This window comes from Vagococcus sp. JNUCC 83, from assembly GCF_053667615.1.
This window is the reverse complement of sequence record NZ_CM132204.1, coordinates 1,177,005-1,191,949: the sequence shown is the minus strand read 5'-3', so window position 1 is coordinate 1,191,949 and position 14,945 is coordinate 1,177,005. Positions and strand designations below refer to the sequence as shown.

Genomic DNA, 14,945 nt, shown 5'->3' with positions numbered 1-14,945 from the left:
TTTATTGTTTAACCTTTACACATTAACAATAGATTGATACTATTAAAGTGTTTTAAAAGAAAAGGTGAAGGTAGTGAAAAAAATTGTCGGAAAAAATTTTACCTGGTAGTACAATAGGTATAATTGGCGGAGGGGTTGTATCCTATCAATTGGTATTGTCTGCAAAAAAGCTAGGGTATAAAGTAGCCGTTTTATCTGAATCCATACATTGTATAGCCGGAAGATCTGCCGACACTCATTTTGTTAGTGATATAAATGATGCTGTTTCTTTGTTAAAGCTATCTGATGTATCTGATATTGTGACAGTCGTTACAGAATTATTAGATAAAAGCACGTTCGATCATTTATCAGAAAAAACCGTGTTTTCACAGAACAGTTATTCACAGTCTATTTTGACGAATCGTTATTTACAGAAGCAATTTTTAGATGGGCATTCAATAAATATTACACCATATGAATCTGCGGTTGTCGTTTCTGATGTTTACGATGCGGCTGAAAGAATTGGTTACCCGTGTATAGTAAAGCAAGATAAACGAAAATTATATAATCAAGACAATAGTTTAATCATCAGAAATCCTTATGAAATAAATAATGTTGTTCCTCTTATTCAAAATGGCTTATGCATTGTTGAGTCCTATATTGAGATGAAAAGTGAGTGGGAAGTGACGTTATGTGTGAATGATGAAGGATATTATACTATTTTCCCTTTAATGAAAAGTCAACCAACATATATTAGCGACATCCCATATATAGAATCCTTTGACCAATGGTATGATTTGAAAAAAGAGACAGTAGATCAAATGGAGCTAATTACTAAAGGTGTCGCATCTGAGTTGGGTGTTTCTGGAACGGTAAAAGTCACATTTTTTTTGACGGAAGAGGATAACTTATATGTCAATAATATTTATACGTTCCCTAAAGAGCACGATTTATTGACCATAAATTCATGTAATCTATCAATATTTGATTTACATATTAAAAGTATTTGTAATTTTTCAATTCCAAGTATTAAACAGTTAACGTCGACTTACTTGTTGCCAATACCAAATGATAAAAAGTCTGAATTATATGATTTGATGGACAAGAAAAATAAGTGGCAATTTTTTCTTTATGAAGGATTTAAACATGAAAAATTATATGCATTAGCACAAGTTTTTCCTACAAACTTGGAAGAGAGTTTGCAAGAAATAAAATATACAGGGTTGGTTAGTGATTCTGTTGATGTTCAGGATGGTTAGAGTGAAAAAAGGAAAAACACAAAAATTAGTATATGATTATATCAAACAACAAATTGAAACAGACAATTGGTTGGATGGGTATCATATTATCGAACAAGATTTAGCAAATGAGTTGTCAGTGAGTCGGACCCCTATTAGAGGTGCTATAGAACAGTTAATGCAAGAAAAGTACTTGCAAAAAGAAACTAATCGAGGCGTTGTCGTAAAAAAAGAACGTATTAGTAATAAAGAATTTATTGAACGCACTCAGATGATTGAGTTGTTGTGTTCACATTATTTGTTTCAACTTCAAATTAGAGAATATCTGATTGATAATGAGTCGTTTTTATCTTTCAAATCGTTGGAACAACAGTCTTATATTAGTAAAGAAGAGTATTATCATTTGTTTTGGCGAAATTTTTTGATGCCATTAGATAATGATTTGATGAAAACAACCATTTTAACGCAATTGTCATCGTTAACACTAGTTAGTTTTCCAAATGTGTCAATTGACTTTTTGTATGATGAAACAATGAAATTAAGTCAGAAAATAGCCTCTTCTGTTTTGAATAGAAAGTTTGATGTGGCACGAAAAGAATTACGTGTTTATATCAATCGTTTGAACTTAGAATTAATTGATCAACAATTATAAGGAGGGTATTAAATGAAAACAATACAACTTGGGACGTCATCAATTGAGGCGTCACAACTTGCACTTGGCTGTATGAGAATGGCGGGTTTACCAAAAGAAAAAATTGAAGCAGTCTTACAAACAGCAATCGAGTCTGGTATAAACTTTTTTGATCATGCAGATATATATGGAAGTGGCGACTCGGAGCGTGTATTTGGTGAAGCTAGGAAAAATTTAGGGATAACACGTGAGAACATATATATTCAATCTAAATGTGGTATTAGGCAAGGATATTATGATTTTTCTTTTGAACATATTGTGTCATCAGTAGAACAGAGTTTAAAGCGTCTAGACACAGATTACCTAGATGTTCTAGCATTACATCGACCAGATGCTTTAATGGACCCTGCAGAGGTTTCTGAAGCGTTTTATCAACTTAAAAAATCAGGCAAAGTCAGATTCTTTGGTGTCAGTAATTTTGCACCAAGTACAGTTGATTTATTGCAACAAGCTTTGTCAGAAAAGCTGGTGGTTAATCAATTACAATTTGGATTGAAACATGCTGGAATGGTTGCAGCAAATATGAATGTTAACATGGAAAATGACACAGGTATTAACCGAGATGGTGCCGTATTAGATCACATGAGGATAAATAATATCACAGTTCAGGCTTGGTCACCATATCAATACGGTTATTTTGATGGCGTATTTATTGATCATCCTGACTTTCAAGAACTAAATAATGCGTTACAGACAATTGCTGAAACCTATCAAGTGACACCAACTGCTATTGCTACCGCATGGATCAATCGTCATCCTGCGAATATTCAAACAATTGTTGGAAGCATGAATGACAAAAGAATAAAAGAAATTGCACAAGCGTCGGATATAACGTTGACTAGAGAAGAATGGTATAAATTATATCAAGCATCTGGTTATAAATTATTATAAAAAAGGAAAAAAGTATGGATATCGAAATTAATCATTTAGTAAAAAAATACGGTGGACTTGAAGTGTTATCGATTGATCACTTAAGTCTAAAAAAAGGACATTCTTATGGTATTATCGGACCAAATGGGGCTGGAAAAACCACTTTATTTAAGTGTATGACAAACATCATTACTGATTATGAGGGTGATGTCAAAATAAATGGTGTGTCTGTGAGAGATGATAATGGTATTTTATTTAACTTAGGGATTGTATTAGATGGTGCGTCTGTTTATAAAGAAAGAACTGGTTGGTTTAACATTGAGTATTTTTCAGGGTTACGTGGTGACTTTAACCAAACAAAAGCTGAAGCACTAGCAAGAGAACTGAATATTTCTGAGTATTTAGGAAGAAAAGTAAAAACTTATTCTTATGGCATGGTCAAAAAGCTAATTTTATTAATTGCTTTATTACATGATCCAAAAATTTTAATTTTGGATGAACCGTTTAGAGGGCTTGATAGTGAAACGGTGGATTGGTTTAAATTTTATTTAAAAAAGATGACATCTGAAGGGATGACACTGATTATTTCTTCTCATGTAAAAAGTGACATTGAAACATTGTGTGAGGAAGTCATTATTTTGAAAAAAGGTCAAATGATGCAGCAAGTATCGTTGGTAGAACTTGAAAATAAAAAAATAAGAGACATAGATACAACAAATCAAGAAGCCTTTCTTGTAATATTAGAGGCACTTAATTACTACTCTCAAGTATTACCAAATGGTTATGTGCGGATAGATATTGAGGATGAACGTTGGTCAGATGTAAAAGAACATCTAAATCACCAACACGTCGATATATTAGAAATGAAAAAAGTCACATTGCTAGATAATCATTTGAATGGGGGAAGTAACTAAATGACAGCATCACAAATTTTTAAAATGGAATTATTTAAGTATGTACGAGATAAAACATATATTTTGGCAACAGGGATACTTGCAATTATTAATATTTTTGTCACCATTTATTTTACATATGTTATTGACAATTATACTCAAAACAGTGGACTGTTTAATGATTATTTTTTTGGTTTTATGATCGTGTTCCTTGTTCTGACAATTATTGCTAATACGATTTTTATGTTTTTATACCCATTTCATTTAGTATCGATGGATTATAAAAATAATGTTATGAGCATGTTAGTATCATCAGGTGTTAACAGAACACAGTTGTTTTTTGCTAAAATTGGGGCAATGTTTCTATGGAATATCATCTTGACGTTTATTCTAGTTTTTATCCCATTTGCTTTGATTTTCTTTAAAATATTACAAGTTGCTGATATTCAATCAATTTTTTCAGGGTTTATGGCTGGGATAAATATGGCTGGGTATTCATTTTTAGGAATGATTGCTTCAAGTTTTGTCTCTTACATTAACAGTTTAGTGATTATTGCAACAGCTACCATTATACTTAAAGGAAATAATTTAACATTCTTTTTATTTATAGGTTTAGGAATGTTGCAATCAGCAGTGACTAGCTTATTATCATTTATTCCATTAGCGTTGAATTTTTCAACAACTGGTATAATGATTATGAATAATTTAATTGTTGTAGTAATGACCTTAATGTTTGTTTTAATTTCATTACAGTTCATGAAAACTCAGAACTTGTAATGATGATTCATAAATGCGAACATTAAGTTAAAAAAAGTAAGAACTTTGATAAAAGCTCTTGCTTTTTTTTTATATATGCGATAGATTATCATAGGAATAAGAAACATTGAATTGTTATTTAAAAATAAATATTCGTCTTTTTATTCCCAATATCACGTTTTGACTCTCTAGGAGGATGGAAATGAAGATTTTTGATTATGAAGACGTTCAATTAGTACCAAATAAGTGTGTAGTGAATAGCCGTTCGGAATGTGACACAACCGTATATTTAGGTGGTAGATCATTTAAAATGCCAGTTGTGCCAGCCAATATGCAAACGATTATTGACGAACCTATTGCTGAGTACTTAGCATCAAATGGGTATTTTTATATTATGCATCGTTTCAATGAAGATGCTAGAAAACAGTTTATAAAAGACATGCATGAAAAGGGATTGTTTGCTTCTATTAGTGTTGGGGTAAAACCTGCAGAATATGATTTTGTGAATGCGCTAAAAGAAGAAAATCTTATCCCAGAATACGTGACTATCGACATCGCTCATGGTCATTCAGACTCAGTTATTAATATGATTAAACATTTAAAAAAACAATTACCAGAGACATTTGTTATTGCAGGAAACGTCGGAACACCAGAAGCAGTCAGGGAATTAGAAAATGCTGGAGCTGATGCAACTAAAGTTGGGATTGGTCCAGGTAAAGTATGTATCACAAAACTTAAAACAGGTTTTGGTACTGGTGGTTGGCAATTAGCTGCACTGAGACGATGTAGTAAAGCTGCCAGAAAACCATTGATTGCGGACGGTGGGATTAGAACACATGGCGATATTGCTAAGTCAATTCGATTTGGTGCGACTATGGTCATGATTGGTTCTCTATTTGCAGGACATGAAGAATCTCCAGGTGAAATGAAAGAAGAAGACGGTGTATTATACAAAGAATATTTTGGTAGTGCATCAGAATTTCAAAAAGGTGAACATAAAAATGTTGAAGGTAAAAAAATATGGACACCATTTAAAGGGAAATTAGAAGACACATTAAATGAGATGCAACAAGATTTGCAATCATCTATTTCTTATGCAGGTGGTAAAGACATTGAAGCCATCCGTAAAGTGGACTATGTGATTGTAAAAAATTCAATTTTCAATGGTGACATATTCTAATAAAGAAAATAGAAGAACTACTAAGTCGTCAGATACTTGGTAGTTTTTTGCATTAATAACGTTAAAATAATAATGATTTTTTGACACATAATACTAGCAGTAGCTTTTTTATTGATGTATTATAATCTCTGATAGATAAGAGGAGGAGAAACATGGGGATTTTAATAACAAAATTAAAACAAAATAAATCTTTAGTTGGGTTGTCTTTATTTATGACAATTTTAATGGTCAGCTCACAACTATGGCAACCAAAATTATTACAACGAATAATGAATTCCATCATGACAGAAAATCAAGATGAACTAAAAAAAGTCGGAATTCTGTTAATCGTGGTTGCTATTTTAGGATTAATAGCAGGAGTACTAAACACGATTTTCTCAGCTAAATTATCCCAAGAAGTTGCTTCGGATATTCGGGCTGATGGGTTTAAAAAGGTTCAAGAATTTTCATTTGAGAATATTGAAACTTTCTCGACAAGTAATTTGGTTATTCGTTTAACAAATGATATTACTCAAATTCAAAATGTCGTGATGATGATGTTTCAAAGTATTTTTAGAATACCAATTATGTTCATTGGAAGCTTTATTTTAGCGATGATGACATTACCAAAGTTGTGGTGGATTATCATACTATTGGTTGTGTTAGTTGTATTAATAGTGATGATTGTGTTTAGCATGATGGGAAAACATTTTGCAAAAATTCAACAGTATCTTGAAAAAAGTAATGGCATTGCAAAAGAAAACCTAGCTGGTATGAGAGTGGTTAAATCGTTTGTGCAAGAAGACAATCAAATTAATAAATTTTCTGAGGTATCTGAAAAATTAACTCAGCATACTATATCTGTAGGTAATTTGTTTTCTATTATGATTCCAAGTTTTATGTTGATATCCAACTTGGCTATTGTCATGTCTATATATTTTACAGCAAACCTTGCTAAAACAGATATAGAAGCGATTAGTGCAGTAGTTTCTTTTATGAATTACCTAATGCAAATTATGATGAGTATCATCATTGGGGGCATGATGTTGATGATGGCTAGTCGTGGAATGGTATCGATTAAACGGTTGAATGATATTTTAAAAACCAAACCAACCTTAACCTATCTTCCTGAGACAAAGTCATCGAAGATAAAAAATGGGTCTGTTCGATTTGAAGAGGTTAGTTTTACTTATGTTGGAGATGATAAACCCACACTAAAAGATGTGTCGTTTGATGTTCATCACGGTATGTCAGTAGGAATTGTTGGAGCAACAGGGTCAGGTAAATCGACACTAGCACAATTACTCGCTCGTATGTATGACCCAACGACAGGTGTGGTCGATGTTGGTGGCGTGGATTTGAAAAAAGTGAGTAAGAAAGATTTACGACAATCGATTGCCATTGTGCTACAGCGAGCGATTCTTTTTTCAGGGACGATTGCCGATAACTTACGACATGGACAAAAAGACGCTGATGAGAAAGAATTATACCGAGCATCAACCATTGCTCAAGCCTATGAATTTATTGAGCGACAAATGGATGGATTTGAGAGTCGAGTGGAAGAACGTGGCTCAAACTTTTCAGGAGGGCAAAAGCAACGATTATCAATTTCCAGAGGGGTCATTGGCCATCCAAAAGTATTGATACTCGATGATAGTACAAGTGCGTTAGATGCTAAAAGTGAAAAATTAGTTAAAGAAGCATTGGCTAAGGAGTTAACAGATACCACCGTGTTTATTATCGCTCAAAAAATATCTTCGGTTGTACAAGCTGATACGATATTGGTGCTAGATGAAGGCAAGTTAGTGGCACAAGGTACACATAAAGAATTACTTTTAAGTAGTGACGTCTATAAAGAAATATACGACACACAGAAATCAAAGGAGGTTGAGGAGATTGACTAATAAAGAACCTAGCGTAATCAGTTTCTTTTGGAATTATCTAAAAGTATATAAGATTAAATTTTTTGTCATAATGATGGCAATTATCTTCTCAACTTACTTACAAGTTAAAGCCCCACAGTTTACCGGTAAAGCGATTGAAGAGTTGGCGAAATACGCAGGAGCTTATTTATCGGTAGGTCATGCGGATAAATCACCATTTACTAGTGTGATAAAATTGTTAGTTGGATTATATGTGTTAAATGCTATTTCAATGTTTATTCAAAATATTTTGATGTCGCGTGTGACGGGACAATCAACAAACGACATGAGAATTAGTTTATTTAAAAAATTACAAACAATGACCATTCGATTTTTTGATACGCACCAACATGGTGACATTTTAAGTCGATTTACCAGTGATTTAGATAATATTTCAAATACAATGAACCAAGCATTGATTCAAGTATTGACAAATGTATCCATGCTAATTGGTGTCACGTTTATGATGTTTAGAGAAAATGCCCAGATGACGTGGATCACTTTAGCAATGTCACCATTTGCAATTTTATTTGCTGTCATTATTATTAAACAAGCAGAGAAAAAAGTTGCGATTCAACAGGAAAGTGTTGGGAGATTAAATGGGTATATTGATGAAAAAATTTCTGGTCAAAAAGTTATTATCACCAATGGATTAGAAGAAGAAACCATTGAAGGTTTTGAAAAAGTGAACAACGATGTTAAAGAAGCAACTTTTAAAGGTCAAGTGTATTCAGGACTTCTTTTTCCCACAATGCAAGGTATTTCTCTGTTAAATACAGCGATTGTGATTTTTGCGGGTGGTTGGCTAGTTAATAGTGGCAGTATTGAAAAAGCGGCAGGTTTAGGGTTAATTGTTACATTTATTCAATACTCGCAACAATTTTATATGCCGTTGACTCAGATTTCATCTCAATTTAGTATGTTGCAACTAGCCTTTACAGGTGCCAAACGATTGAATCAAGTGTTTGTTCAACCAGATGAGCCAGATGATCGTCATTTACCTGAATTAGAAGGACTAAATAAGAACGTTGCGCTGTCTCATGTTGATTTTTCTTATGAAGCAGACCATCCTATCTTAAAAGATATTTCGATTGAAGCTAAGAAAGGTCAAATGATTGCGTTAGTTGGCCCAACTGGTTCAGGAAAAACAACAGTCATGAATTTACTCAATCGATTTTATGATGTTGATTCTGGAAGCATTAAGATAGACGGTAGAGACATAAGAGAGGTCAATTTAAATAGTTTACGATCACATATTGGTATTGTCTTACAAGATTCTATTTTATTTTCAGGTACAATAAAAGACAACATTAAATTTGGGAAACCTGATGCCACAGATGATGAGGTCATTTATGCAGCTAAACAGGCCAATATTCATGAATTTATCGTTTCATTAGAAGATGGGTATGACACACACGTTAGTGATGAAAATAGTGTGTTTAGTGTGGGGCAAAAGCAATTAATTAGTATTGCTCGCACGATTATCACAAATCCTGATTTATTAATTTTAGATGAGGCGACAAGTAACGTGGATACAGTGACGGAAAGTCGTATTCAAAAAGCCATGGAAGCTGTCATTGATGGTCGTACAAGTTTTGTCATTGCCCACAGACTAAAGACAATTCTGGATGCCGATTTAATTGTTGTCCTTAATCATGGAGAAATTATTGAAGTGGGTACACACTTTGACCTCGTAAATCAAGAAGGATTTTATGCCGAATTGTATCACAATCAATTTGTCTTTGAATAGAAAACAAACGAACAATCTGTTATTGATTGTTCGTTTTGTAAAAAGTTCGTTCAAATAACAAAGTATTTTCATTAAATTAAATGATTTTAACGTACGTCTAGCCTATATAAATTGTGGATTCTTTAAAATTATGAAATAATTATAATAGATTTTTAATCAAAATATCGTTATAATGAGTAGGACTATGAATAAGTATATATAAGTTTACAAGAAAGGCATGTGTGTTTATGTCAAATAAGATTTTGATTATTGAAGATGAAAAAAATTTAGCCCGTTTTGTGGAGCTAGAGTTAAAGCATGAAAAATACGAAACAGAGGTTCATTACAACGGACGTACTGGACTTGAAGCAGCTCTTTCACAAGATTGGGATGCCATATTATTAGATTTAATGTTACCAGAATTAAACGGTTTAGAAGTATGCCGTCGTATTCGCCAAGTAAAAAATACACCGATTATTATGATGACAGCTCGTGATTCAGTGATTGACCGTGTGTCTGGTTTAGACCATGGGGCAGATGATTATATTGTAAAACCGTTTGCTATTGAAGAATTACTAGCAAGATTAAGAGCGTTATTGCGTCGTATTGATATTGAAGGTGATAAGAATGTGACAAAACAAACGACTCTTTCGTATCGTGATTTAACAATTGAAAAAGAAAATCGTGTGGTTCGTCGTGGTGATGAAATTATCGAGTTAACTAAAAGAGAGTATGAATTACTACTTATTTTAATGGAAAATGTTAATGTGGTACTTTCACGAGATGTCTTACTAAATAAAGTTTGGGGCTATGAAATTGAAGTTGAGACAAACGTGGTAGATGTTTATATTCGTTATTTAAGAAATAAAATTGATGTTCCTGGAGAGGATAGTTACATACAAACTGTTCGTGGGACAGGGTATGTCATGAGGTCATAATGAGTTATCTCAATAAAAAGTTTAATATGCCCTCAAAGTTTTCTTGGAAATCAATCACGTTAAAGTGGACGATTTTAACATCGCTTGTCATTTCAGTATTATTTGCATTGTTCGCAGTGATTTCTTACCAAATCAGCACAAATCTAATGATTCAACAAGAAAAAGTAACGTTTAATCGAACCGTTTCTGAGGTGACCACTAGACTTTCAAGAGGAACAGAGCCATTAAGTTTTAACAGCTCTGTTTTTTATCTGAAAGAATCGACAGGTGAATATGTTGGTGATAGTTACTATGGTTCTAATACTTTGGAATCAACAATGATGAACCTAAATAGTTTTATCTCTGAACTTTCACGACCTGAAATGGATTTAAAGGTATACAATAAAGATGCTGATTTAGTATTTGAAACAAAAAATCGCTATGTTCCATTTGATAAGGCCACACAATCAGAAACAACGATAAAAACGTATGAATATGTCACAGGATTAGTGTTATTAAAACCTGTGTATTCGGGTCAAACAGGGAAACTGATAGGCTATGCTCAAGGTTTTTACGACTTAGGATTTTATTATAAATATCGTACTGAGTTATTACGTAATTTGGTATTAATCGGTATATTTGGTTTACTTGTCAGTGTTATTGTGAGCTTTTTGTTGTCGAGTTATTTTACGAGTCCATTGAGAAAGATGGTTAAAACTCTTAATAATATAGAAACAGCTCATAAAACCGGTCTTAGAATGCCTGTTCCTAAATCGCAAGATGAGATTTATGATTTAGCACAAGCGTTCAATGATATGATTGAGCGAATGGAACGTTTTATTACACAGCAACAACAATTTGTTGAAGATGTTTCACATGAACTTAGAACACCAGTTGCTGTGATCGAAGGACACTTGAACTTGTTAAATCGATGGGGAAAAGATGATCCGGAAGTCCTAGAAGAATCATTGAGTGCTTCTTTACAGGAAATTACGCGTATGAAAAGTTTAGTGCAAGAGATGCTTGATTTATCACGAGCCGAACAGTCTGATTTTCATTATAAAAATGAAACCTGTTTGGCAAAAGAAACGATTCAAACCACTGTAAGTAATTTTCAGATGTTGTATCCTGATTTTGTATTTAATTTAGACGATGATGATTTAGATACGTCAGTTGAAATAAAAATGTATCGTAATCACTTTGAACAAATTTTGATTATTTTAATGGATAATGCTGTAAAATATTCAAAAGATAGAAAAGAAGTGATTATCTCTGCCTCAAAATCTTATCAATATGTTGATGTCATGATACAAGATTTTGGTGAAGGAATATCTGAAGAAGAAATAGAAAAAGTGTTTAACCGTTTCTACAGAGTGGACAAGGCAAGAGCCCGTCACACTGGGGGAAATGGTTTAGGTCTATCAATAGCCCAACAGTTGATAGAAAATTATCAGGGAACGATAAACATTAAAAGCCACGTAGACTTAGGAACAGCTTTTTATTTATCTATTCCTTATGTCGTGGATACAAAAAAAGAAGTAGAACAAAAACCAGTCATTCATGACTAGTTAGCTTAAATAAAACAAGGAACGCAATCTTACAATAGACGCGTTCCTTGTTTTATTTTGTCTGATTAAAAAATCATTGGTTTTAGTGATTGAGTATAAATATCTAAAACATCTTTAGTATGTAATGGCACATAAGCTTTAGTACTAATAGAGGAATGATTAACTGCCTGTTCAGCCATTTCTAAAAGAAGGGAGTCATCAATTCCGACTTCAGGCAAGGTCATTGGGATACCCCAACTGATAAAGGTATCATACGTTAATTGTATTGCTTTTTTTGCTGTTATAAATAAATCATCATCAAGTGATAAATCAAATACACGATGGCCATATAACGCAAATCGCTCCACTGTTTCTTCATTTAGCACATGAGCCATCCATCTAGGTGTTAAGATAGCTAAGCCAATCCCATGAGTAATATCATAATAGGCACTTAGTTCATGCTCCATAGGATGACAAGACCATACGCCAAATTTTCCGTTACCAGTCAATCCATTAAGTGCTAAAGAACTTGCCCACATTAAATTGGCTCTTGCTTCATAGTTAGTAGGTTCTTTTAGAGCGATAGGTGTATAGCTTAATACAGTTCTCATTAATCCTTCAGCAATACCATCTTGAACCATGGTATCATTTGTTTGATTAAAATAATTTTCAATCAAATGAGAAAAAATATCAGCAGAGCCTGCCATAGTTTGATAAGTAGGAACAGAAAAAGTATAAGTTGGATCTAAAATAGACACTTTAGGGATAACTAATCTATTATGGAAACTTAATTTTTCTTTTGTTTCTTCATTTGTAATAACAGATCCCCAGTTCATTTCTGAGCCTGTCGCGGCAATGGTTAAAATAGTAATGATAGGCAATGCTTGTGTAATAGACTCACCATCACCTACAACAAATTCCCACGGGTTCCTCTCGTAGAATACCCCTGCAGCAATTGCTTTTGAGCAATCAATAGTTGATCCACCACCAACTGCTAAAATAACATCGACGTTATGTTCCCTACAAATTTCAACCCCTTTTATGACGGTTGTTAATCTTGGATTAGGCTCTATACCACCTAACTCAATAATCGTTGTATTTTTTCCAATCAGTGCGTAAATTTTATCATATAACCCACTACGTTTGATACTTCCCCCGCCATAAGCAAGTAATACTGTTTTTCCATAGTTGCTAATAATAGTCGGTAGTTTTTCAATTTGATCTTTTCCAAACAAGGTGTTTGTTGGTGCATGAAAGTCAAAGTTTTTCATCATTTATTCCCCATTTCTATGAAGTTATTGTCTTATTATTTATCATATTTGTCAATGATATGTTCTTTTTGAGTACATTTTGATTAAGTTTGAAAAATCTAAAAAGTATAACGTGTCTTATAAAGTTATCTATTTGTTATTTAATGTTTCTTTGATAACGTTTTAATTTTTTAAATTTAATTTTATGTATTTATTTTACTTTTTTATGTGTTAAAGTATATATAATTATATAACTATTTTATTTTATAGAGTATTTATTCTATATCGATTTGTAAATACCCTATGAAAAGAGGAGGTGTTCTAAATCTAATTATCTTGTCTCAAAATAATAAATGGAGGGAAAATTATGGATGTATTTAAAACATTTGTCGCGATTATTCCAATTGTTTGGTTGATTTTATCATTAGGTGTCTTTCATATTAGGGGAGACATTGCTTGTATGATTGGTTTTGTAGGAACGATAGTATTGAGTATGATAGGATTTGATTTTTCTTTATTACACGGAGTCACGGCAGGATTAGACGGTATTATGATGGCATTTTGGCCAATTATTTATGTGATTGTTTCAGCAGTATTTATTTATAATATTAGTAAAGAGTCAGGTGGTATGGATACAATCATGTCTATGCTGACCGCGTTGACTAAAGACATGCGAATTTTAGTATTGTTACTTGCATGGGGATTAGGAGGCTTTTTAGAAGCTGTAGCTGGTTTTGGAACGGCTGTCGCTATTCCTGCAAGTATTTTAGTGATGCTAGGTATGGAACCTGTAAAAGCTGCTATTGTGTGCTTGATAGCTAATACTTCACCTACAGCTTTTGGGGCAGTAGGGTTGCCTGTCACAACTTTAGCTAAAGTAACAGGACTAGATGTGACACAAGTATCGTATTTTGTTTCAATTCAATTGTTTGCTTTAATTATGTTGATTCCATTCGTTTTAGTATATATTACTGATGGGCGTGGTATGAAAGCTTTTAAAGGTGGAGGAGTCCTTCCAGCAACTTTACTCGCAGGATTAACTTTTGCTGTACCACAAATCTTTATTACTAAGTACATGGGACCTGAGCTACCTTCAATTGTCGGCTCGCTTGTGTGTTTATTAACATTAGTAATTATCACGAAATTTCAAAAGAGCGAACCAAAGACTGTCGAATTGGATGAACAATCAACTAGTACTAAAGTTAAAGCGTGGTTACCGTTTATTTTTGTGTTCTTTTTAATTATTTTTAGTTCATCTCTTTTCCCAAGTATTAATAATGCATTAGCCAGTGTAAAAACAGAGTTACATATTTATAATGGACCAAACGCTAAACCACTTGAAATTGATTGGTTATCTTCACCAGGAACGCTAATTTTTATTGCCAGCTTTTTAGGTGGGGCAATACAAGGGTTATCCTTTGGTAAAATGTTTGCTATTTTGTGGGACACTATCAAACAATTAGGAAAAACAATAATTACGGTATGCTCTATTGTGGGGCTATCTAAAGTCATGGGATATAGTGGTATGATTGATACTATTGCTGTGACTCTTGTGACACTAACAGGGCCTTTCTATCCAGTCATCTCACCTATTATTGGGGTACTTGGAACGTTTATCACAGGGAGTGACACGTCATCAAATGTCTTATTTGGAGACTTGCAAGTTCAAGCAGCTAATACATTAAAAATTAATCCTTATTGGTTAGCAGCAGCAAATATGGCAGGAGCCACTGCAGGTAAAATGATTTCACCACAAAGTATTGCAATAGCTACTGGAGCAACAGGTTTAGAAGGAGAAGAAGGTGTGATACTTAAAAAAGCAATGTTCTATTGTTTACTTTATACAATAGTTTTATGTTTAGTTGTTGTTGGAGTCGGAAAAGTCATGAATTATTTATAAAATATGTATAAAAACAGTAAAAAATGACTTGTGAAAGTGTTTCAATCTTTTTAGCAGTGGTAAAATAAATTTGTAGTTAAATAAACAAGTGGTT

General features: G+C 33.1%; 12 protein-coding genes. 11 read left to right on the top strand and 1 reads right to left on the bottom strand.

Annotated features, from left to right (window positions below):
* The first annotated feature begins 83 nt into the window (after positions 1-83).
* The 10 genes from JNUCC83_RS05750 to JNUCC83_RS05705 all read left to right on the top strand — a co-directional run bounded on the left by JNUCC83_RS05750 (position 84) and on the right by JNUCC83_RS05705 (position 11,722).
* Positions 84-1,238 (top strand): ATP-grasp domain-containing protein, encoded by a 1,155-nt coding sequence (locus JNUCC83_RS05750; protein ID WP_454461261.1) that lies wholly within the window; start codon positions 84-86, stop codon positions 1,236-1,238.
* A 1-nt stretch (position 1,239) separates the two neighbouring features.
* Complete coding sequence (locus JNUCC83_RS05745) at positions 1,240-1,869, top strand: GntR family transcriptional regulator (RefSeq protein WP_454461260.1); 630 nt, start codon at positions 1,240-1,242, stop codon at positions 1,867-1,869.
* 12 nt (positions 1,870-1,881) lie between these two features.
* Positions 1,882-2,799 carry an aldo/keto reductase gene (locus JNUCC83_RS05740; protein ID WP_454461259.1) on the top strand — a complete coding sequence of 306 codons (918 nt, stop codon included), beginning with the start codon at positions 1,882-1,884 and terminating at the stop codon, positions 2,797-2,799.
* Positions 2,800-2,813: 14 nt separating this feature from the next.
* Positions 2,814-3,692 carry an ABC transporter ATP-binding protein gene (locus JNUCC83_RS05735; protein ID WP_454461258.1) on the top strand — a complete coding sequence of 293 codons (879 nt, stop codon included), beginning with the start codon at positions 2,814-2,816 and terminating at the stop codon, positions 3,690-3,692.
* A complete protein-coding gene (locus tag JNUCC83_RS05730; RefSeq protein WP_454461257.1) occupies positions 3,693-4,448 on the top strand; it encodes an ABC transporter permease in 756 nt (251 codons plus the stop codon). It begins immediately after the preceding gene.
* Between the two features lie 181 nt (positions 4,449-4,629).
* Positions 4,630-5,607, top strand: coding sequence for a GMP reductase (gene guaC / locus JNUCC83_RS05725; protein ID WP_454461256.1), 978 nt, complete (start codon positions 4,630-4,632; stop codon positions 5,605-5,607).
* 152 nt (positions 5,608-5,759) lie between these two features.
* A complete protein-coding gene (locus tag JNUCC83_RS05720) occupies positions 5,760-7,490 on the top strand; it encodes an ABC transporter ATP-binding protein (protein ID WP_454461255.1) in 1,731 nt (576 codons plus the stop codon).
* Positions 7,483-9,258: an ABC transporter ATP-binding protein gene (locus tag JNUCC83_RS05715; protein WP_454461254.1), complete on the top strand. Its 1,776-nt coding sequence runs from the start codon at positions 7,483-7,485 to the stop codon at positions 9,256-9,258. Before JNUCC83_RS05720 ends, JNUCC83_RS05715 begins: the two co-directional genes overlap by 8 nt.
* Positions 9,259-9,485: 227 nt before the next feature.
* Positions 9,486-10,175: a response regulator transcription factor gene (locus JNUCC83_RS05710; RefSeq protein WP_454461253.1), complete on the top strand. Its 690-nt coding sequence runs from the start codon at positions 9,486-9,488 to the stop codon at positions 10,173-10,175.
* The gene (locus JNUCC83_RS05705) at positions 10,175-11,722 is read left to right on the top strand and encodes a HAMP domain-containing sensor histidine kinase (RefSeq protein WP_454461252.1); all 1,548 of its coding nucleotides are present in this window, start codon (positions 10,175-10,177) and stop codon (positions 11,720-11,722) included. The genes JNUCC83_RS05710 and JNUCC83_RS05705 overlap by 1 nt, the downstream gene beginning before the upstream one ends.
* A gap of 65 nt (positions 11,723-11,787) precedes the next feature.
* Here JNUCC83_RS05705 and JNUCC83_RS05700 read toward each other — a convergent pair whose 3' ends face one another.
* Entirely contained in the window at positions 11,788-12,972 is a 1,185-nt protein-coding gene (locus JNUCC83_RS05700) for an iron-containing alcohol dehydrogenase (protein WP_454461251.1), read from the bottom strand.
* Between the two features lie 346 nt (positions 12,973-13,318).
* On the opposite strand from JNUCC83_RS05700, the gene JNUCC83_RS05695 reads away from it, so the two are divergent.
* Positions 13,319-14,851 (top strand): L-lactate permease, encoded by a 1,533-nt coding sequence (locus JNUCC83_RS05695; protein WP_454461250.1) that lies wholly within the window; start codon positions 13,319-13,321, stop codon positions 14,849-14,851.
* Positions 14,852-14,945 lie beyond the last annotated feature (94 nt).